Here is a 21,542-nt window from a genome sequence, read left to right as displayed (position 1 = left end):
TTAGTCGGAACAATAAATAAAAGGGAATACTATATGAAAACGATTTTCACCCTGGGGGCTGTTGTTCTGGCAACCTGCTTGCTCAGTGGCTGCGTCAATGAGCAAAAGGTCAATCAGCTGGCGAGCAATGTGCAAACATTAAATGCCAAAATCGCCCGGCTTGAGCAGGATATGAAAGCATTACGCCCACAAATCTATGCTGCCAAATCCGACGCTAACAGAGCCAATACGCGCCTTGACGCCCAGGACTATTTCGATTGCCTGCGCTGCTTACGTATGTATGCGGAATGACGGTTCTGGAATTCATAATGAACAAACTTATCTTATCCATTCCGCTGGCGCTGTGTCTTGCTGGCTGTACCAGCAATGCCAAAATTGAACACCTGGAACATGATATTCAGGCATTGAATAACAAAATTAATCAACTGCAACAGGATATTGACGCCCTGCGTCCGGAAATTCAGCAAGTTAAAGACGAAACAGCAAGAGCGCATTACCGCTTAGACGTTCGTAACAGTCCTTATAAACCAAGGTTATAAATTTCCCGGCAGTATCATTGCTGCCGGGCACATTTCACTTAACGACCAACCGCCGCTTTAGGCCGTTTCTTTGCACCAGCATTCACCGGGCGAGATGGCGTAGACGACGCTTTTTTTGCCGTAGCAGGCGTCTGACGCTGGGTCGCCATCGGCGTATGTTTAGTCAACGCCGGACGGGTATTGCGGTTCTGACGGCGGGCTTCGCGCATCTCTTCGATGGTTGGCGCAGGCACTAAGCAATCACGACGGCTGCCAATCAGATGCTTTTTACCCATCGCTTCCAGCGCCTGACGGATTAACGGCCAGTTTGCCGGATCGTGGTAACGCAACAACGCTTTATGCAAACGACGCTGTTTGTCGCCCTTCGGTACGAAGACGTCTTCACTCTTGTAACCAATCTTCGCCAGCGGGTTTTTCCCGGTGTAATACATGGTGGTAGAGTTAGCCAACGGCGACGGGTAGAAGTTCTGTACCTGGTCGAGACGGAAGCGATGCTTTTTCAGCCACAGCGCCAGATTCACCATATCTTCATCACGCGTACCCGGGTGTGCGGAGATGAAATACGGGATCAGATATTGCTCTTTACCTGCCTGTTTCGAGTAGGTATCGAACAGCTCTTTAAAGCGGTCATAACTGCCCATGCCCGGCTTCATCATCTTCGATAACGGCCCTTCTTCGGTATGTTCCGGGGCAATCTTCAGATAGCCGCCAACGTGATGGGTCGCCAGCTCTTTGATATAGCGCGGATCTTCCACGGCGATGTCATAACGCACGCCGGAAGCGATCAGGATCTTTTTAATGCCTTTCAGATCACGTGCGCGGCGATAGAGGTTGATCGTCGGTTCGTGGTTAGTGTCCATATGAGGACAAATATCCGGGTAAACGCACGATAAACGGCGGCAAGTCTGCTCGGCGCGCGGCGATTTGCAGCGCAACATATACATGTTGGCAGTGGGCCCACCGAGATCGGAAATCACGCCCGTAAAGCCTGGCACGGTGTCGCGGATCGCTTCAATCTCGTTGATGATCGAATCTTCCGAACGGCTCTGAATAATGCGACCTTCATGCTCGGTAATAGAGCAGAAAGAGCAGCCGCCAAAGCAGCCGCGCATAATGTTGACAGAGAAACGGATCATTTCGTAAGCCGGAATTCGGGCATTACCGTAAGCCGGATGCGGCACGCGCTTGTACGGCAGCGCAAAGACGCTGTCCATCTCTTCGGTAGAAAGCGGGATGGCAGGCGGGTTGATCCATACATAGCGGTCGCCATGTTTTTGCATCAGCGCACGCGCGCAGCCTGGGTTGGTTTCATGGTGCAGAATACGCGAAGCATGAGCGTACAGCACTTTATCGCCCTTCACTTTCTCGAAAGAAGGCAGCAATACGTAAGTTTTTTCCCACGGTTTCGGGCGCGGTGGCTGCACGGTTACGGCTTTCGCTTCCTGCTTTTTCGGGGCCACCGGTTTGTTATCCGCGCACGGCAAATCTTCGCCATACGGATGCGGGATCGGGTCGATTTTCCCAGGAGTATCAAGACGGGTGGAATCCACACCGCTCCAGCCTGGCAACGCCTCTTTTACGATAATCGCGGTATTACGCACATCGCGGATTTCACTAATCGGCTCACCCATCGCCAGACGATGCGCCACTTCCACCAGCGGACGCTCACCGTTACCGAACATCAGCATGTCGGCTTTCGAATCCACCAGCACGGAACGGCGCACGGTATCAGACCAGTAATCATAATGCGCGGTACGACGCAAACTAGCCTCAATACCGCCGAGGATCACCGGCACATCTTTCCACGCCTCTTTACAGCGTTGGGTATAAACCAGGGTGGCGCGATCCGGGCGCTTACCCGCGACGTTATCCGGTGTGTAGGCATCGTCATGACGTAAACGGCGATCGGCGGTATAGCGGTTGATCATCGAGTCCATGTTGCCAGCAGTAACACCGAAAAACAGATTCGGTTTACCCAGACGCATGAAATCGTCTTTGCTGCTCCAGTCTGGCTGGGCGATGATCCCGACGCGAAAGCCCTGCGCTTCAAGCATACGACCGCAAATCGCCATCCCGAAGCTGGGGTGATCGACATACGCGTCGCCAGTAACCAAAATGATGTCGCAGCTATCCCAGCCAAGTTGATCCATCTCTTCACGAGACATCGGCAAAAACGGTGCCGGTCCAAAACAGGCGGCCCAGTACTGCGGCCAGGAGAACAGGTCGCGATCCGGTTGGATCAGGGAGATAGAGCTCATTTTGCTTCCAGAAATGGTAAAAAAATAATCAAAGGCCGGGGATTATAAGCCGGAACGAAAGAGAAATCGAAAAGTATTCCATACTCGCCCTCTCGGGCGAGTATGGCGATTACGGTACCGGATTGACCAACAATTGCCCAATCGAGCCACGGTCCGCCATTTCCAGCGTCTGACTGTTAAAGTAGAACGGGAAGTGCGCCCAGGAAGGCTGACCGAAATAAACAAGCAGCTCCACTTGTCCGTCAACCCAAACGGTATCTTTCCAGCCTCTGTCTTCCGGAAACGGCATCGCGCCATTCACGTTACGGATCTGGAACATCACGCCTTCAATATGGAACGCTTGCGGCTCGTCCGCGCGTACCGTCCAGCGTTCCCACGTTCCTTGCTGCGCGGTGACATCAATACGGTTGACGTCCCACAGCTGCCCATTGATACCCGGGTCATCACCCAGACTGATATCGCGACTGCGAATCGGCGAACCGGCCATGATCTCAGTTGGCAGCAAGCGCATCGGAAGACTGTCTGTGACCAGCGGCAGAAGACCGGTTGGGCGCAGCGTTAGCACCAGCGTAGAAACCAGAATGCTGGATGGCTCAAAGAAGCCACGAATACGATCAACAATGCTCGCCGCTTCGCCACAGGTGATCGACACTTCATCACCGTTGCTCATATCCACCAGAATCTCGCGGCGCTCGCCCGGTGCCAGCGAAAGTTGCTTCACCGATACAGGAGCAGGCAAGAATCCCTGATCGCCAGAAATCACATGTAACGGGCGACCATCGCTCATCTGTAGTTGATAGCGACGAGAGTTCGACGCGTTCAACAGACGCAAGCGCACCCAGCCACGCGAGACTTCAACGTACGGGCTTTGTACACCGTTGACCAGCAGCGTATCTCCAACAAAGCCGCCGCTTCCCGGTTCGTTGTATTCTGGCGTACCAAAGTTATCCAGCCGTTTATCCTGGATAATGACCGGAAAATCATCCACACCATAATGGTTGGGGATAGGCAGCGACTTGCTGACTTCATCTTCCACCAGCCACATTCCGGCAAGGCCATTATAGACCTGCTGAGCCGTGCGATTGGGGGTATTAGCGTGATACCACAATGTCGCTGCGTTCTGGCGAATGGGTAATACGGGTGCCCAGTCAGCGTTTGGCGACATCATCCGTGCCGGACCGCCCATCAGCGGGCCAGGCACCTGTAAACCAGACACCGTCATTGAGACATTTTCTGTCAGGCGGTTACTGTAGATCAGCTTAACATCATCGCCCTTCCAGACGCGGATAGTCGGCCCCAGGTAACGACCATTGATTCCCCAGACCGACGCGCGTGTCCCTGGCGTAAATGACCAGTGCGCACGTTGTACAGTCATAAACAGCGGTTGCCCACGGCGAGATTCAAGCAGCGGCGGAACGGGTAGCGGTTGCTGTTGCCCGGCTGCGCTGGCCTTCAGGGGAACAGCGCCTGCACAAAGTGCAATCCCCGATGCCTGAATGAACTGACGCCGACTGAGTGACATATTTGCTCCATGTAAAACTGGCTAAAGTAATACCGTGCAGGAAAGTGTTCCCGCAAAAATACAGATTGCCGACTTAAACTCTTCCGGCGGCTTCGCGTTCTGCGACTTCTTTATCGAGCTCAGCGATTTTTTGTTCCATTATCGAACGACAATGGGCAGCCAACTCGCGAACCTGGTCTTTACCATACTGACTCACGTCAATTGGCGGCAGCATTTCGACAATCACCAGACCGTTGTGCAGTCGATTAAGATTAATCTTATTCGAAGTTGTAGAGACGCACACGGGAATAATCGGGACGCCTGCCGCAATTGCCGCGTGAAATGCCCCGGTCTTGAACGGCAGCAGGCCGCGACCACGGCTACGGGTACCTTCCGGGAACATCCAGATGGAAATACGGCGTTTTTTGAAGTGATTCACTACTTCTGCAATGGTGCCGTGAGCTTTAGTGCGGTTATTTCTGTCGATCAATAAGTTGCCGGTTAGCCAGTACAACTGACCAAAGAAGGGGATCCACAGCAAACTCTTTTTACCTACCGTCACCGTCGGCGGTTGCACGATGTTCGATGCTGTCACCATGTCATAGTTGTTCTGGTGGTTAGCAATATAAATAGCATTGCCGTAGCTTTCAGCATCTGCAGGTTTGCGACACTCAACTTTCAGGCCGAACAGCGGCGCAAGACGACCAAACATATGCCCAAAGGTGGCTACATGTTTCGGGTTACGCGGGCTGAAAAGGCAGTAAATGGAGCCGAATACACAGACTAAGATGCTGTAAATCACGGTAATAATAAGACGAAAGATATATAGCATAACACCCTCTGAAGGTCTGAGAGACTGGCATTGTACGTCACCTGAAATCAGGTTAGGGCATTGTTAAAAGCCGCTCTCTGGAAAAGCGTATTGTTAATCGCAACGCATGAATAAACAACGGTTTCAAGGGAATTTTTATCGTTTCCGGGGGTTGAATATGCTGCCGGATGACGACTTAACGTTTCATCCGGCGTTCCTTGCAAGCGGGAGGAAGCAATACCCTCCCCGGCATACTACTCTTCGCTATCGCCGCTGCTGGCGCGGCGAGGAGAGTCGATCTCGACACGATCGATACGCTGCAAACCGCGCATCAACGTACCGCGGCGTCCACGTTCGCCAGTGACTTTCTGTAGCTCTTCCGGACGCAGTTTAATTTTGCGTTTCCCAACATGAATGGTCAGCGTGCTTTGCGGCGGCAGAACGTACAGTTGCGCCAGACCATCTTCTCCACGCGCGGCTTCTGCCGATGGAATGTTGATAATCTTGTTGCCTTTGCCCTTCGACAGCTGCGGCAGATCGCTTACCGGGAACATCAACATACGGCCTGCCTGAGTGATTGCCAGCAGCATATCAGAAGCGTCCTCAATCACCACAGGCGGCATAACATGGGCATTTTCCGGTAAAGTGATTAAGGCCTTACCTGCACGGTTACGCGCCACCAGATCGTTAAAGGTGCAGACGAAACCGTAACCCGCATCGGAAGCCATCAACAGTTTCTGATCGTCGCTTTCCATCAGCATATGGTCAACGGTCGCCCCAGGCGGCAACGTCAATTTGCCGGTGAGCGGCTCGCCCTGACCACGTGCCGACGGCAGCGTAATCGGGTCGATAGCATAGCTACGACCGGTGGAGTCAACAAACACTACCGGTTGGTTGCTCTTACCTTTCACCGCTGCTTTGAAACTATCACCCGCTTTATAATTCAGGCCCGGCGCGTCGATGTCATGGCCTTTAGCGCTGCGTACCCAGCCCATCTGCGACAGCACAATGGTGACAGGTTCAGACGGCAACATGTCGTGCTCGCTCATCGCTTTCGCTTCTTCGCGTTCCTGCAACGGCGAACGACGATCGTCACCATAAGCTTGCGCGTCTGCCTGCAGTTCTTTCTTCAGCAGGTTATTCATTTTACGCTCGGACGCCAGAATGCCTTGCAACTGGTCGCGCTCTTTTTCCAGCTCACTCTGCTCACCGCGAATCTTCATCTCTTCCAGTTTGGCGAGATGACGCAGTTTCAGTTCGAGGATCGCTTCCGCCTGAGTTTCCGTGAGGCCAAAGCGCGACATCAGCGCCGGTTTCGGTTCATCTTCATTGCGAATGATCTCAATCACTTCGTCGATATTGAGAAACGCCACCAGCAAACCTTCCAGAATATGCAGGCGCTTGAGGACTTTCTCCAGACGATAGTTCAGACGGCGGCGCACGGTATCACGGCGGAACACCAGCCATTCGGAAAGGATTTCCAGCAGGTTTTTCACCGCCGGACGCCCATCCAGACCGATCATATTGAGGTTAATACGATAGCTCTTTTCCAGATCGGTGGTTGCGAAGAGGTGGTTCATCACCTGATCCATATCCACACGGTTGGAACGCGGCACAATCACCAGACGGGTCGGATTCTCGTGGTCAGATTCATCGCGCAGATCGTCAACCATCGGCAGCTTTTTGTTGCGCATTTGCGCAGCAATTTGCTCCAGTACACGCGCACCTGAAACCTGATGCGGCAATGCGCTGATAACCACCGCGCCATCTTCTTTCTTCCACACCGCGCGCATACGCACTGAACCACGTCCGTTCTCGTAAATTTTACGGATCTCGGCGCGCGAAGTGATGATTTCCGCTTCAGTCGGATAATCCGGCCCCTGCACGATATCCAGCAGCTGGTCGAGCGTGGTTTTCGGCTGGTCGATTAATGCGATTGCCGCCTGAGCCACTTCACGCAGGTTATGCGGTGGAATATCGGTCGCCATGCCGACGGCAATACCGGTGGTGCCGTTAAGCAAAATGTTTGGCAGACGGGCAGGTAGCATTTTCGGCTCCTGCAAAGTACCGTCGAAGTTTGGCACCCAGTCAGCCGTACCCTGCCCCAGCTCGCTCAATAGCAGCTCGGAATATTTCGACAACCGGGATTCGGTGTAACGCATCGCCGCGAACGATTTCGGATCGTCCGGTGCGCCCCAGTTCCCCTGACCATCAACCAGCGGATAACGGTAAGAGAACGGCTGTGCCATCAGGACCATCGCTTCATAACAGGCGCTATCACCGTGCGGATGGTATTTACCCAGTACGTCACCGACGGTACGGGCCGATTTTTTAAATTTGGCGCTGGCATTTAGTCCCAGTTCAGACATCGCATACACAATGCGGCGCTGAACAGGTTTCAGACCATCACCAATAAACGGCAACGCACGGTCCATGATTACGTACATGGAGTAATTTAAGTAGGCGTTTTCCGTAAATTCATGTAGCGCAAGGCGCTCTGCCATATCGCTCATTAATTCTGATTCCTCAACTTATTCGCCAGCCTTCAAAGGGGCAATATTGCCGGAGATACTACATTATCTGCCGCGTCGAGTCACAGGAGATCAGCGTGAATAGCGCCGCCGGACGTGCTCCGACGGCGATAAAGGCATCAATGTGCCTTGATATACAACTCTTTGCTGTAGACATAATCCTGGGGATTATGCAGCGGAAAACCGCCAACGTAGGGTTTAAGCAGTTTGATTAACGGCTGATAGTAGATAGGAATGAGCGGTACCTGCTGGTTGATGATCACTTCTGCCTGCTGATACAACGCATTACGCTTTGTCGCATCAGTGATCTGCGTGGCCTGGTTTAGTAAGGCGTCATACTGCGCATTTTTCCAGTGACCGACGTTTTCTTCACTATCGCTTTTGAGCGTGTTCAGAAAGCTGGAAGCATCATTGTACGTCGCATCCCACGACTGCCGAGACAGCATGAAATCACCGGTTCGTCGGGCATCAAGATAGGTTTTCCACTCCATTGTGCGCAGCGTCACCTGTGCACCCAGCCATTTTTTCCATTCGGAAGACAACGCTATCGCGGTTTTTTCATGCAGATCGTACTTGTTGTAGAACAGCTCAAAGCGTAGCGGATGAGAGGCGTCGTATCCCGCCTGTTTCAGCAAGGCTTTTGCCATCGCGACACGCTCACTCATTGGCTTTTGCCATCGCGACACGCTCACTCATTGGCTTTTGCCATCGCGACACGCTCACTCATTGGCTTTTGCAGTTCATCGAACGTCGTCGCGCTAAAGCCTTTTACCTCTGGCGGCGTCAGCGTGGTTGCGGGCGTTCTCAACCCCAGTACCTTTTGCGCAATAAGCTGTCGATCAACCGTAAGATATAGCGCCCGACGCACCCGCACATCGTTAAATGGCGGTTTCTCAAGGTTAAAGTTGTAATATTCGCTGTTCAGACGCGGGATAATTCGTAGCTCGCCAGGCAGTGATTTTTCAATGGCAGGAATTTGCTGCGCCGGAACCCAGGTGAGATCGACCTCTCCCGCGCGATAGCGGTTATAGCCGGTGACCGAATTATCCAGCGCCAGATACTCAACCTGTTGCAATACCGTATGTTGCGCATCGCGGTACTTTGGATTTTTGCGTGCAGTAATCTTTTCGTTAACTACCCATTTATCAAGCACAAAGGCACCGTTGTAAACCATATGCGCAGGCTTACTCCAGCTATCGCCATATTTCGCGATTACATGATGGGGAACCGGGAACAGCGTCGGCCAGGCGAGCATCGTCGTGAACCAAGGAACCGGCTGCTCAAGCGTAACTTCAATAGTACGATCATCCATCGCTTTGACACCCAGCGATGTAACATCTGCTTTACCCGCAACAATAGCCGCGGCATTGTTAATGTGCGCCTGTGCCAGATAGCCAGCAAAAGGGCTTGCCGTTTTCGGGTCAACCGCGCGCTGCCAGCCGAGGACAAAATCCTCTGCCGTCAGAGGCTGACCGTCTGACCACTGCAAACCTCTACGCAGATGGAAAATATAGCGCTTGCCGCCGTCCAGTATCTCCCAGCGTTCAGCCTGAGCGGGCTGCACCTGGCCTTCACCGTCCATCCATACCAGACCTTCAAACAGATCCAGCACAATCTGCGCGGCAGTATTCTCCTCCACCTTTTGCGGGTCGAGCGTACCTGGGTCGCTATGATTGTTGTAACGAAAGACTTGTTGCGGGGCGAGCGGTGTGTTGGCGGGAACGTCAGCAGCGTAGAGAGGAGCCGCACTTACCAGGCTGACCAGCCATAATAAATTTCGCGTATACATGGTATTCCTTACCGGAGAAATTATAAGCCCAACAACAATACGCCTGTGGCATTGTTCGCTCAAACTTATCGCGAGTGATTTGGCTCACACTCCGGTAAAGATTCTTCATCACGCCAACGGCACATAAACATCCGTTTCCAGTCGCTGCTCTGTTACCCCTTCGGCAAGATTGGTGTAGTGAAACAGAATCGGTGCTTTACGCATTTTCTCGCCGCTTGCAGGCAGCCAGTGGCGAATGATGCCCCATACCGTATGTGAAATATCGTCCAGCTCGCCAACGTGGCGGGCCACGGCATAACGTCCACCGGTAAGTTCACCATTACTCACGCCATAACGATTATCGGGAATCGGTTCGTTAACGCTGCCGCAGATATCAAAGCGAAACGCTTCCGGTACGGTGGTGGCAGGGTCATCCCAGGCGACACCAAAAGTCTGGCTTTGGTTAACAGGAGAAAGCCCCGTTTCTTTACGCCACATGATAAATTTCGCCACGCTGTAGTTGAGCAATTCAGGGCTACAGCGATGTGGCAACATCGCCACAGGGATTGATGGGAAATCGATAATATTTACATCCAGTGTCAGGTTTTTCATTTTGCCTCCCTGCGAAATTATTCCCGGGAACGTGTCCCGGGAGCGCTAACAATTACGGATTTACTTTGCGGATCTGTTTGACGTCAATTTCAGCAGAGTTCCAGTCTTTATCGACTTCACCCTGAATCTCAACGGTATCTTTCGGGGTCACCGTCACGCCGTTCCAGCGTTTGTGGTCGATATCAACATTGATAGTACCGCTGGCATCTTTGAACACGTAGAGATCGTCAGAGATACGTTCAACGATATTGCCGCGCAGGGTGACCCAAGTGTCATCACGCAGGGATTTTGCGCTTTCTACGGTCGTTACGCTGCCATTCGGCCCCTGGAATCCTCCGGCCTGACTTTGTGTTGCCGATGGACCAGAAAAACCGCCCTGCTCTGCTGCCATCACCGGTGCACTGCACAGGGCCATTACTGCGATTACTGCTGCGAATTTTTTCATGTTTATTACTCCCTTTAATGTCTGTTTTCGAGCATTTAACAAGATAGTCCTTAACAACTTCTTAAGGGAAAAAAATAAAATTTAGTGCTGTACAGAGCGCGTTACAACACGGTTTACTGGCAGCAAATATGGTTATCGCAGGGATGAAAAAATGCGAATTTTACTGATAGAAGATGACATGCTGATTGGCGACGGCATCAAAACGGGCCTTAGTAAAATGGGTTTTAGCGTCGACTGGTTTACACAAGGTCGTCAGGGAAAAGAGGCGCTATATAGCGCACCTTATGATGCGGTGATCCTGGATTTAACCTTACCGGGCATGGATGGTCGCGATATTTTGCGCGAATGGCGAGAAAAAGGTCAGCGTGAGCCGGTATTAATCCTGACTGCGCGCGATGCGCTGGCGGAACGTGTAGAAGGGCTGCGTCTGGGAGCTGACGATTATCTGTGTAAACCTTTTGCGTTGATAGAAGTCGCCGCCAGGCTGGAAGCTCTGATGCGCCGAACCAACGGCCAGGCCAGCAACGAGCTGCGCCACGGCAACGTCATGCTCGACCCCGGCAAACGTATCGCCACGCTGGCTGGCGAACCCTTAATGCTGAAACCAAAAGAATTTGCCCTGCTGGAATTACTGATGCGTAACGCTGGTCGAGTACTGCCGCGCAAACTGATTGAAGAGAAACTGTATACCTGGGACGAAGAGGTCACCAGTAATGCCGTTGAAGTGCATGTGCATCATCTGCGACGCAAACTCGGTAGTGATTTTATTCGTACCGTGCATGGTATTGGCTACACATTAGGTGAGAAATGAAATTTACCCAACGTCTTAGTCTGCGAGTCAGGCTGACGCTAATCTTTTTAATTCTGGCCTCGGTGACCTGGCTGCTTTCCAGCTTTGTCGCCTGGAAACAAACAACGGATAACGTCGATGAGTTGTTCGACACCCAACTGATGCTGTTTGCCAAACGGTTAAGTACGCTCGATCTCAACGAAATCAACGCGGCGGATCGCATGGCACAGACGCCAAATAACTTAAAACACGGTCATGTTGATGACGATGCGCTGACCTTTGCCATCTTTACCCACGACGGCAGAATGGTGCTTAACGATGGGGATAACGGAGAAGATATTCCCTATAGCTATCAACGGGAAGGTTTTGCTGACGGGCAACTGGTGGGCGATAAAGATCCCTGGCGTTTTGTCTGGATGACCTCACCTGATGGCAAATATCGCATCGTTGTTGGTCAGGAATGGGAATACCGCGAAGACATGGCGCTGGCGATTGTTGCCGGGCAATTGATCCCGTGGCTTGTCGCACTGCCGATTATGTTAATCATCATGATGGTACTACTGGGTCGTGAACTCGCGCCGCTGAACAAACTGGCGCTGGCACTACGTATGCGTGACCCTGACTCGGAAAAACCACTAAACGCGACGGGCGTACCCAGCGAAGTGCGTCCACTGGTTGAGTCGTTGAATCAACTGTTCGCCCGCACACATGCGATGATGGTTCGTGAACGACGCTTTACCTCCGACGCAGCTCATGAACTTCGTAGCCCGTTAACGGCGCTGAAAGTGCAAACCGAAGTTGCGCAGCTCTCTGACGATGATCCGCAGGCGCGGAAAAAAGCGCTGCTCCAATTACATTCCGGGATCGATCGTGCTACTCGTCTGGTTGATCAACTGCTCACGCTATCGCGGCTGGACTCACTGGATAACCTTCAGGACGTCGCGGAGATCCCGCTTGAAGATCTCCTGCAATCGTCGGTGATGGATATTTACCACACGGCGCAGCAGGCAAAAATTGACGTGCGACTGACACTCAATGCCCACGGCATCAAACGCACCGGACAACCGCTATTGCTAAGTTTGTTGGTGCGAAATTTGCTGGATAACGCCGTGCGCTACAGTCCACAAGGTAGCGTGGTGGACGTCACGCTGAATGCCGATAATTTCATCGTGAGGGATAACGGCCCCGGTGTGACACCAGAGGCACTGGCGAGAATTGGCGAACGCTTCTATCGCCCACCCGGACAAACCGCTACCGGCAGTGGACTTGGGCTTTCAATTGTCCAGCGAATCGCCAAGCTGCATGGCATGAATGTTGAGTTTGGGAATGCGGAACAAGGTGGATTTGAGGCGAAAGTAAGCTGGTAACTTCTCTGTCTATGAGAGCCGTTAAAACGACTCTCATAGATTTTATTAATAGCAAAATATAAACCGTCCCCAAAAAAGCCACCAACCACAAACCAAACAAATAACGAGCGAGATTACATATAACCAAAACTCAAAGATTTCTCGCACAAAGAGTTTTCTTAAGATAAGAATAATAAGTGGCGTCAGAAGAAAAAATGCTGCAATCATTGTTTGCAATATACGATCTTCGCCTGAAACGGAAGGTATACTGCAAATATTGTCTCCCGACTCAAGCATCCAGTCATACTTATTGAATGCAAAAAAAGCATCTATTAACCAATAAGTAAGCACTATATATAACAGAGCTTCAAATATTGTTTGAATTTTATGCTTTAACATATGTTAGCACGCTCATAAAAATCCATTTATAATTATCAACGTGACGCGTTGATATTTTCATTTTTACTTATCCAACGCCATATTTTTAATCCCCAAAAAACCGAACCAAACCTGTAAATTAATCCGGTGCGAGTAGGAATTATGAGGAATGGCTATCAGTATTGTCATTTTCAGAAAATATTTATCCTGCATCGGTGAATCGGAGCAAGATCAGACTTTTGCTAAATTCGCAAAAGACTTTGCACATTTTGCTAATTTCACCGTACCGCTCTGTGACGTACTATAGTCGGCAAACGTCTCACCTTGAGGTTAAAAAATGAGCAACATCCTGATTATCAACGGCGCGAAAAAATTCGCCCACTCCAATGGTCAACTGAACGACACCCTGACCGAAGTCGCGGATGGCACGCTGCGCGACCTCGGGCATGATGTCCGTATTGTTCGCGCCGAGAGCGACTACGATGTCAAAGCCGAAGTACAAAACTTTCTCTGGGCTGATGTGGTGATCTGGCAGATGCCAGGCTGGTGGATGGGCGCGCCGTGGACAGTGAAAAAATATATTGATGATGTATTCACCGAAGGTCACGGGACTCTGTATGCCAGCGATGGTCGTACCCGCAAAGATCCATCAAAAAAATACGGTTCCGGCGGCCTGATACAGGGCAAAAAATATATGCTTTCCCTGACCTGGAACGCACCAATGGAAGCCTTCACCGAAAAAGATCAGTTCTTCCACGGCGTTGGTGTTGACGGTGTGTACCTGCCGTTCCATAAAGCAAACCAATTCCTCGGTATGGAACCGCTGCCGACATTTATCGCTAATGACGTGATAAAAATGCCTGATGTTCCCCGCTATACTGAAGAATATCGCAAGCATCTTGTGGAAATTTTTGGTTAACTAGAGCTCTGGCTTTAGAAGGAGTTAACCATGATTACAGTAATCGCAGAAATCCGTACTCGTCCAGGTCAACATCACCGTCAGGCAGTGTTGGATCAGTTTGCTAAAATCGTTCCAACCGTATTGAAAGAAGAAGGTTGCCACGGCTATGCGCCAATGGTGGATTGCGCTGCTGGCGTGAGTTTCCAGTCTATGGCACCGGATTCTATCGTGATGATTGAGCAGTGGGAAAGCATCGCGCACCTTGAAGCGCACCTGCAAACCCCGCACATGAAGGCGTACAGCGAAGCCGTAAAAGGCGACGTGCTGGAGATGAATATTCGTATCCTGCAACCGGGGATTTAACATTCCTGAAAAGAGGCCGGTGCTGCTACCGGTCTCAGCCCAGATTAGCCATTCTTTCTTCCCGTTTTCAGTCCTCGATGGAAATCGTTAATTCGCTTAATGGTTTTAACCGCACGCTGCGGCACTGCGGAAGCTACCGACCAGACAATCATTTCCAGACACAACAATACCGTACCATGTAGCGGCGTTTTCCCTTTTTCATCCCCGCGCGGAACATGAATCACGATACTGGCGTCTTTGCTAAAACGTGAATCCAGCGCGTTTGTCAGCAAAATAACAGGGATCCCCAGCCGCCTCGCCTCACGAAGCGTTGTCACCCCTTCCCGGTGCGCAGATTTTTGCGCCATCATGATCAGAACATCGCCACGTTGAAGCGCGATCAGTTGCTCGGCAAGGCCAATACCCGTACGGTTTAGTGCCGTGGCAGGCAAACCTATGCGGTTGAATAGTCGTGCGGTATAGTCCGCCAGAATACCCGAAGCGCCAATGCCAAAAATTGCGACTTGCCGTGCCTGCACCAACAACGCTACAGCTTGCGCAAGCGCGTGGCGGTTTTCAGGCTCTGACAGGACATTACAGGTATACAAATGCCCTTCAAGAACAAAGTCGATTGCGGTGTTAACATCGCTCGTCAAGTTACTCACCGTCGTAGACATCTTTTCGCTGGAACTAAGGGCTGGACCAAGCCACTGTTCCAGAGTGCGTTTCAGATCACGCAGCCCGGCAAACCCCAGGGCCTGTATAGCCCTGATAACTGTGGCATCGGAAGTGTTCAACGTGGCCGCAATTTCCATCGCCGTTTGCTCGAGTACCACTTCACGATGCTCATTAATGTAGCTGGCGACAGCTCTTAACCCAGGCGTTAACTGACTCGCGCGAGTGCGAAAACGCTCACCAAAAATATCAACCCGCGCTTTATCTTTCTGGATCATTTAGCCTCCGGTAGAGGTCGCCCTGCAATTTGTGATTGTATCTGCGCAGCCATCAGCCCCAGAGATGCAAAGGAGTTAGAAATTGCCTCTTCACGAGAAATCAGCACATAACGCCCGGAACGACAGGCAGTCAGAAACTGACACCATCCCGGCATGACTTTTTCCATTGCTGCCAGCTCATCCTGAGGTTTACCACCGGTGTCACCGCGCCAGGTTGCAAAAACAAAATCGGCATCCAGTTCAGGTAAACGCTCCGCGCTCACATCCATTCGCCCACCTTCAGGAATGCTCTCAATCAGCGGCGGAAAACGAAAACCAGCATCGCGTAATACCCGCCCCAGCGAATGATAGCTATGCATCACATTAATTTTTCCCTGGTTTGCCTGAATCACCGATACCGTTATTTTTTGGCTGTCCAGCGTCGCCTTCAGCGCATTGATTTGTGCCTGATAGCGGCGTTCAAGTATCGCCAGCTGCGACTGCGTTCCTGTAAGTTCTGCCAGCTTGCGATAGATTTCTGGCGCGCCCCCTTTGAGATGATCAATGCTCACCGTGGGCGCAATTTTTTCAAGTTGTTCAATGGGCGTATTACGGGTCGGTTCTGTGATGATCAGGTCAGGCTTTGCCGCCACAATCGCTTCAATATCAATATCAGCGGTACCAATAAAGGCGATCGATGAATTATCAAAGTCGACACCTGTCAATAACGCGCCAGATCGAATGAAATGGCTACCGTCAGGCCGAGTTCGCCCGTGGCTGGCGATAGGAGGTACACCGAGCTCAATCAGAGGAATAGTGATATCAAGATCGTGTAAAGAGACAATTCTCTTTGGATGAGCAGGAACAGTGACTTTGCGCCCTAAATCATCAGTAAATACCTGAACAGGTTCTGTTGCACGGGAAAAAAATGACAACAGTATCAGCAGAGAAAAAAATAAACGCATATAACTCCCGTTAAAAACTGTTCCTGCGCTGCCAGAGCAGTAGCAAAAAAAATGGTCCACCAATCAGTGAGATAATGATTCCGGCAGGCAGTTGCAAAGGCAAAAAAGCCAAACGACCAATGCTATCCGCCAGAATAACTAACAACGTCCCCGATACCGCGCTCCCCAGCAGTAATGTCGTCTGCCCGCCACGTAGAATAAAACGTGATATATGGGGTGCTATCAATCCGACAAAACCTATGTTACCAACACACGAAACGCAGACGGCTGTCAGGATTATGGGTGCGGCGACACGTAACAACGCCAGGCGAGAACTATTCACGCCTAACCCGGTTGCCACCTGATGACCAAGCAGAGCGATATCCGCCGTCCTGGCGGTGAACAGCAATAAAAGAGCGGCTGGCAACATCCAACAGGCTGAAATACCGACTAACATCCAGTTAGCTGCATGCAGGCTTCCCGATAACCACATCAATGCAGTTTGTACATCTCGAACATCTGCAGTGGTCATAAATACACCGATACCGGCGGCGAAAAACCAGGAAACACCAATACCAATCAGAACAAATCGCGGGCGGGAAATATCGCGCGCACAAAAAATCACGATTAAAGCCACCAACAGGCCGCCAGCAAGACCAGCCACTGGACGCCAGAACATTCCCAGCATTGGAAACTGGAAAATCAGCCACAGCACAGCCACGCTACATCCTTCTTTGACGCCGATTAAACCAGGATCGGCAAGGCCGTTACGTGCAATGGATTGCATTGCGGCCCCTGCCATACCTAACATGGCCCCGCATAGCAATGCCATGATGACTCTCGGCAAGCGAATATCCTGCACAATATAACGTGCGTCTGTGCTTACGTTTTCTGGAGCAAACAACGCTCGTCCTACTTCCGATGCCGGAACAGAGAAAGAACCCTGCATCAGACCGAATATCAGTATTCCAACCGCAAGCAGGAACAGCCCACCAAGCAACAGCAGATTTTTAGGGCGTACCAGTGTCGAAAACTTACCAACACGTAGTGGGCGTAGCCCGACGTTCATTATCCGACTCATTTGAACATCCTCGTCGCCATAATGACAAAAACAGGCGCACCAACTAACGCCGTCATGACACCGGTCGCTAACTCATGGGGCGTGAAAAGCGTACGGGCAATAATATCTGCCAGTAATAACAAAAGTGCGCCGACACAAGCTGAAAGAGGGAGCAGAACGCGCAGATCCGCTGATACCAGACGCCGGACAATCTGCGGTACTAGCAGGCCGACAAAACCAATGGGGCCAGCAATCGATACGGCTGCGCCACAGAGCAACGCGATCGCAAGCAGGGTGAATGTTCGCGTGCGGAATACAGAGACGCCCAGCCCCTGCGCCATGCGATCGCCCAGTGCCAACATGTTAAGGGAGGGTGCAAGGTAAAGGGCTAACACAAATCCCCCCAGAGAAAACCAGGCGGACGTACCCAGCGTCGCCCAATCCTGCCCCGCTAAATCACCTGCTAGCCATGTCCGCATCGCCAGCAGTGTTTGTTCGTCAAGAATCAGGATTGCAGCCGTTATTGAGGACACGAACGCCGATAGCGCCACGCCGCATAAAGTAACTTTCATTGGCGTTAACCCTGAACGCCCTGCGGAGGAAAGCAGCAATATCAACAGGAACAATAACGCGCCCCCCGTAGATGCCAGCAGTGGGCGTCCAATCGGAAAGGCCAGTCCAAGCGCACTGGCGGCAACGACAGCAAGAGCGGCTCCGGCATTTAAGCCTAAAATATGTGGCTCCCCCAATGGGTTACGAATGACAGCCTGCAACAAAGCACCAGCAACGCCAAGAGAAGCACCGGTAAGCAATGCTGCCGCTAAACGCGGCAAACGGAGTCTTACAATTACGTTGTGATCGAAGTTTTGCAGATCAAAATGAAGAAATGCCTGCAACACCGTTTGTGGTGCAATAAATCGGGCACCAATCCCTGGATATACCACGCATCCCACCAGCAGTAAGGCGAGGAAAATTACAGTAACCAGCCCTGTGCGCATCATACTTTTTCTACACCACGAAACGGCATGAAGAACGGCTTTCCCGTCAGAGGATTTATTGATGCGTGAACATCAACGTCAAAGACCGCTTTTACCAGCTCAGGCGTGCAATGCTCCCCCTCATTCAACACACGCACCACTTTCCCCTGGCGTAAAAATATCAACGTATCGCCATAATTGACGGCAAAATTCAGATCATGCAACACCACGACGACTGTACGCCCGTGATGACGCGTTAAATCATGTAATAACTCAAGAATTTCAACCTGATAACGTAAATCAAGCCAGGTTGTGGGTTCATCCAGCAGGATATAAGGCGTCTTTTGCGCCAACACCATCGCAATCCAGCAACGCTGGCGCTGCCCACCAGAGAGTTTTTCAACAGGTAAATGTGCAAACTCCTGCGTACCCGTTAATTTCAGGGCCTCTTCTACCGCCAGCTCATCGGCGTCGCTCCATTGACGAATGAAATTCTGCCAGGGAAAACGCCCACGCGACACCAGTTCATAAACGGTTAAGCCCTCCGGCAATAATGGCGACTGCGGCAAGATCCCAAGTCTACGGGATAACGCTTTCGTTGGTTGCTCGTGAATCGCGTTGCCATCAAGCAATATCGAACCGCCCATGGGATGCAAGATACGAGCAATGGTGCTGAGCAGCGTCGACTTTCCACAGCCGTTTGCCCCAACCAGAACGGTCATTTTTTCTGTGGGAACGGAGAAAGAAACACCATCAACAATGATTTTCTTGTGATACCCGGCAGAAACATTGTCGAGGATCAGCCCCTGCCCTTTTGCGTTATGTGCCACGTGTACGCCAACTTAATCAAAGACAAACAAAAATAAAACTCATTCTCCTTTGAGAGTTTGACGCCACAAAATGTAGTAGTCAAGCAGTTAAAAGCCACACAAAAACAAGGTAAATAACAGGTAAAATATTTTTGCACATAAAAATAAAAACATTAAATATCAATAAATTAAAAACAATTAAATTGTATAAACCTTTCATAAAAACACATGTAGCAATTTTTTGTTATTTCTCATTTACTACTACATTACCGCGTGATTGAATGATTCTCAATTACATATCCGATGGCGAAATAACAAACGGATAGTGCTTAGTGAGCAATAAGAAACAATTTTCACTCGCGACAATCCGCGAGTTTTTGGGATAACAGACTAAATGGCTATGTTCACACCTTCATTCTCAGGACTCAAAGGTCGAGCGCTCTTTTCACTGCTCTTTGCAGCACCGATGATTCATGCAACCGACACTGTAACGACCAAAGATGGCGAAACAATCACTGTTACAGCGGATGCAAATACCGCAACTGAGGCGACCGATGGTTATCAACCTCTGAGCACCTCCACGGCGACATTAACCGATATGCCGATGCTGGATATCCCGCAGGTGGTCAATACGGTTAGCGATCAAGTTCTGGAAAATCAGAATGCGACGACGCTGGATGAGGCACTTTATAACGTCAGTAACGTGGTACAGACCAATACATTAGGCGGGACTCAGGATGCTTTTGTACGTCGTGGGTTTGGTGCTAACCGGGATGGCTCCATCATGACCAACGGCCTGCGAACTGTACTTCCTCGCAGTTTCAACGCCGCCACAGAACGTGTGGAAGTGCTAAAAGGTCCGGCCTCCACGCTGTATGGCATTCTCGATCCTGGCGGACTGATTAACGTCGTGACAAAGCGCCCGGAAAAAACATTCCATGGTACTGTCTCAGCCACTTCCTCCAGTTTTGGCGGAGGCACTGGGCAATTGGATATCACAGGTCCCATTGAAGGCACTCAGCTGGCGTATCGCCTTACCGGGGAAGTGCAGGATGAAGATTACTGGCGAAACTTCGGTAAAGAGCGCAGTACATTTATTGCTCCATCACTCACCTGGTTTGGTAATAATGCAACAGTAACCATGCTCTATTCTCATCGGGATTATAAAACGCCGTTCGATCGTGGAACGATTTTCGATCTTACGACGAAACAGCCCGTAAACGTTGATCGAAAAATACGTTTCGACGAACCGTTTAATATTACAGATGGTCAGTCCGATCTGGCGCAACTCAACGCAGAATATCATCTCAATAGCCAGTGGACAGCGCGCTTTGATTACAGCTACAGCCAGGATAAATACAGCGATAATCAAGCTCGCGTTACCGCGTATGATGCCACAACAGGAACGTTGACACGGCGTGTTGATGCAACTCAGGGATCTACCCAGCGTATGCATGCTACTCGTGCGGATCTGCAAGGGAATGTTGATGTTGCTGGATTCTATAATGAGATTCTGGGTGGGGTGTCATATGAATATTATGATCTTCTGCGCACAGATATGATTCGCTGTAAAAAAGCTAAAGATTTCAATATCTACAACCCCGTTTATGGTATTACCAGCAAATGCACAACGGTTTCGGCGTCGGACAGTGATCAGACGATCAAACAGGAGAGCTACTCAGCGTATGCACAGGACGCACTCTATCTGACCGATAACTGGATTGCTGTCGCTGGGATCCGCTATCAGTATTACACGCAGTATGCGGGTAAAGGCCGTCCTTTTAATGTCAATACTGACAGCCGCGATGAACAATGGACTCCCAAACTGGGATTGGTCTACAAACTGACGCCATCGGTATCCTTATTTGCCAATTATTCGCAAACATTTATGCCGCAATCGTCAATTGCCAGCTACATTGGCGATCTGCCACCAGAATCATCTAATGCTTACGAAGTCGGGGCAAAATTCGAGCTATTCGATGGTATCACCGCAGATATTGCGCTGTTTGATATCCATAAACGTAATGTGTTGTATACCGAAAGTGTTGGTGATGAAACCATTGCCAAAACGGCAGGCCGTGTTCGTTCAAGAGGGGTAGAAGTCGACCTTGCGGGAGCATTAACTGAAAACATTAATATCATTGCCAGCTACGGCTATACCGATGCTAAGGTTCTGGAGGATCCTGATTATGCAGGTAAACCATTGCCGAATGTTCCTCGTCATACCGGTTCGCTATTCCTGACCTATGATATTCATAACATGCCAGGCAATAATACGCTGACATTTGGCGGTGGTGGACATGGTGTAAGCCGTCGTTCGGCAACCAATGGGGCTGACTATTATCTGCCAGGCTATTTTGTTGCCGATGCCTTCGCCGCATACAAAATGAAATTGCAGTATCCGGTCACACTGCAATTAAACGTCAAAAACCTGTTTGATAAAACGTATTACACCTCTTCCATCGCCACAAATAATCTGGGCAACCAGATTGGCGATCCTCGTGAAGTGCAATTCACGGTGAAAATGGAATTTTGATCAAAAAAGCCCGGTATACACTTGTATACCGGGCTATGTTTTATTCTTCTGGCGGGAGGATT

General features: G+C 50.7%; 19 protein-coding genes and 1 pseudogene. 7 read left to right on the top strand and 13 right to left on the bottom strand.

Features of this window, described 5'->3' with window-relative positions:
- The first annotated feature begins 33 nt into the window (after positions 1–33).
- On the top strand, positions 34–291 hold the full coding sequence (gene yqhH / locus BEB54_RS13705; RefSeq protein ID WP_105276759.1) for a lipoprotein YqhH: 258 nt from the start codon (positions 34–36) through the stop codon (positions 289–291).
- 17 nt (positions 292–308) lie between these two features.
- Positions 309–539 carry an LPP leucine zipper domain-containing protein gene (locus tag BEB54_RS13700; RefSeq protein ID WP_001037461.1) on the top strand — a complete coding sequence of 77 codons (231 nt, stop codon included), beginning with the start codon at positions 309–311 and terminating at the stop codon, positions 537–539.
- A gap of 38 nt (positions 540–577) precedes the next feature.
- Here the strand turns inward: BEB54_RS13700 and BEB54_RS13695 are convergent, their stop codons facing one another.
- The 7 genes and pseudogenes from BEB54_RS13695 to ygiW form a co-directional block, all read right to left on the bottom strand.
- On the bottom strand, positions 578–2,797 hold the full coding sequence (locus BEB54_RS13695; RefSeq protein ID WP_000095184.1) for a YgiQ family radical SAM protein: 2,220 nt from the start codon (positions 2,795–2,797) through the stop codon (positions 578–580).
- Positions 2,798–2,906: 109 nt separating this feature from the next.
- A complete protein-coding gene (ftsP, locus tag BEB54_RS13690; protein ID WP_000059405.1) occupies positions 2,907–4,319 on the bottom strand; it encodes a cell division protein FtsP in 1,413 nt (470 codons plus the stop codon).
- A gap of 73 nt (positions 4,320–4,392) precedes the next feature.
- Positions 4,393–5,130 (bottom strand): 1-acylglycerol-3-phosphate O-acyltransferase, encoded by a 738-nt coding sequence (gene plsC / locus BEB54_RS13685; protein ID WP_000965713.1) that lies wholly within the window; start codon positions 5,128–5,130, stop codon positions 4,393–4,395.
- Positions 5,131–5,363: 233 nt separating this feature from the next.
- Positions 5,364–7,622 carry a DNA topoisomerase IV subunit A gene (gene parC / locus BEB54_RS13680; protein ID WP_001281881.1) on the bottom strand — a complete coding sequence of 753 codons (2,259 nt, stop codon included), beginning with the start codon at positions 7,620–7,622 and terminating at the stop codon, positions 5,364–5,366.
- 137 nt (positions 7,623–7,759) lie between these two features.
- Positions 7,760–9,429: pseudogene (locus BEB54_RS13675) on the bottom strand (ABC transporter substrate-binding protein).
- A 108-nt stretch (positions 9,430–9,537) separates the two neighbouring features.
- The gene (locus BEB54_RS13670) at positions 9,538–10,020 is read right to left on the bottom strand and encodes an AraC family transcriptional regulator (protein WP_000793821.1); all 483 of its coding nucleotides are present in this window, start codon (positions 10,018–10,020) and stop codon (positions 9,538–9,540) included.
- Positions 10,021–10,072: 52 nt separating this feature from the next.
- Positions 10,073–10,465 (bottom strand): OB fold stress tolerance protein YgiW, encoded by a 393-nt coding sequence (gene ygiW, locus BEB54_RS13665; protein ID WP_105276760.1) that lies wholly within the window; start codon positions 10,463–10,465, stop codon positions 10,073–10,075.
- Between the two features lie 151 nt (positions 10,466–10,616).
- Between ygiW and qseB the strand changes: the two genes are divergently transcribed.
- Positions 10,617–11,276: a quorum sensing response regulator transcription factor QseB gene (gene qseB / locus BEB54_RS13660; protein WP_105276761.1), complete on the top strand. Its 660-nt coding sequence runs from the start codon at positions 10,617–10,619 to the stop codon at positions 11,274–11,276.
- Positions 11,273–12,622, top strand: coding sequence for a quorum sensing histidine kinase QseC (gene qseC, locus BEB54_RS13655; RefSeq protein ID WP_105276762.1), 1,350 nt, complete (start codon positions 11,273–11,275; stop codon positions 12,620–12,622). The genes qseB and qseC overlap by 4 nt, the downstream gene beginning before the upstream one ends.
- 45 nt (positions 12,623–12,667) lie before the next feature.
- On the opposite strand, the gene BEB54_RS13650 is transcribed toward qseC, so the two are convergent.
- Entirely contained in the window at positions 12,668–13,000 is a 333-nt protein-coding gene (locus tag BEB54_RS13650) for a DUF2645 family protein (protein ID WP_105276763.1), read from the bottom strand.
- Between the two features lie 316 nt (positions 13,001–13,316).
- Between BEB54_RS13650 and mdaB the strand changes: the two genes are divergently transcribed.
- Both mdaB and BEB54_RS13640 read left to right on the top strand, forming a co-directional pair.
- Positions 13,317–13,898, top strand: coding sequence for an NADPH:quinone oxidoreductase MdaB (mdaB, locus tag BEB54_RS13645; protein ID WP_105276764.1), 582 nt, complete (start codon positions 13,317–13,319; stop codon positions 13,896–13,898).
- 30 nt (positions 13,899–13,928) lie between these two features.
- Complete coding sequence (locus BEB54_RS13640; RefSeq protein WP_000633737.1) at positions 13,929–14,243, top strand: putative quinol monooxygenase; 315 nt, start codon at positions 13,929–13,931, stop codon at positions 14,241–14,243.
- A gap of 44 nt (positions 14,244–14,287) precedes the next feature.
- On the opposite strand, the gene BEB54_RS13635 is transcribed toward BEB54_RS13640, so the two are convergent.
- The 5 genes from BEB54_RS13635 to BEB54_RS13615 are packed head-to-tail and all read right to left on the bottom strand — an operon-like array spanning position 14,288 to position 18,965.
- Complete coding sequence (locus BEB54_RS13635; RefSeq protein WP_032185141.1) at positions 14,288–15,175, bottom strand: MurR/RpiR family transcriptional regulator; 888 nt, start codon at positions 15,173–15,175, stop codon at positions 14,288–14,290.
- Positions 15,172–16,119 carry an iron-siderophore ABC transporter substrate-binding protein gene (locus BEB54_RS13630; RefSeq protein WP_001298369.1) on the bottom strand — a complete coding sequence of 316 codons (948 nt, stop codon included), beginning with the start codon at positions 16,117–16,119 and terminating at the stop codon, positions 15,172–15,174. Before BEB54_RS13630 ends, BEB54_RS13635 begins: the two co-directional genes overlap by 4 nt.
- A gap of 10 nt (positions 16,120–16,129) precedes the next feature.
- On the bottom strand, positions 16,130–17,167 hold the full coding sequence (locus tag BEB54_RS13625; protein ID WP_123059739.1) for a FecCD family ABC transporter permease: 1,038 nt from the start codon (positions 17,165–17,167) through the stop codon (positions 16,130–16,132).
- An 8-nt stretch (positions 17,168–17,175) separates the two neighbouring features.
- The gene (locus BEB54_RS13620; protein WP_032185142.1) at positions 17,176–18,159 is read right to left on the bottom strand and encodes a FecCD family ABC transporter permease; all 984 of its coding nucleotides are present in this window, start codon (positions 18,157–18,159) and stop codon (positions 17,176–17,178) included.
- Positions 18,156–18,965 carry an ABC transporter ATP-binding protein gene (locus BEB54_RS13615; RefSeq protein ID WP_032185143.1) on the bottom strand — a complete coding sequence of 270 codons (810 nt, stop codon included), beginning with the start codon at positions 18,963–18,965 and terminating at the stop codon, positions 18,156–18,158. Before BEB54_RS13615 ends, BEB54_RS13620 begins: the two co-directional genes overlap by 4 nt.
- Before the next feature lie 373 nt (positions 18,966–19,338).
- Between BEB54_RS13615 and BEB54_RS13610 the strand changes: the two genes are divergently transcribed.
- A complete protein-coding gene (locus tag BEB54_RS13610; protein WP_032185144.1) occupies positions 19,339–21,480 on the top strand; it encodes a TonB-dependent siderophore receptor in 2,142 nt (713 codons plus the stop codon).
- Positions 21,481–21,542: the final 62 nt, after the last annotated feature.

Source organism: Escherichia sp. MOD1-EC6021 (assembly GCF_002965245.1).
Classification (GTDB): Bacteria; Pseudomonadota; Gammaproteobacteria; order Enterobacterales; family Enterobacteriaceae; genus Escherichia; species Escherichia coli_F.
The sequence above is the reverse complement of the archived record's forward strand: the minus strand, read 5'-3'. Positions and strand labels throughout refer to the sequence as shown.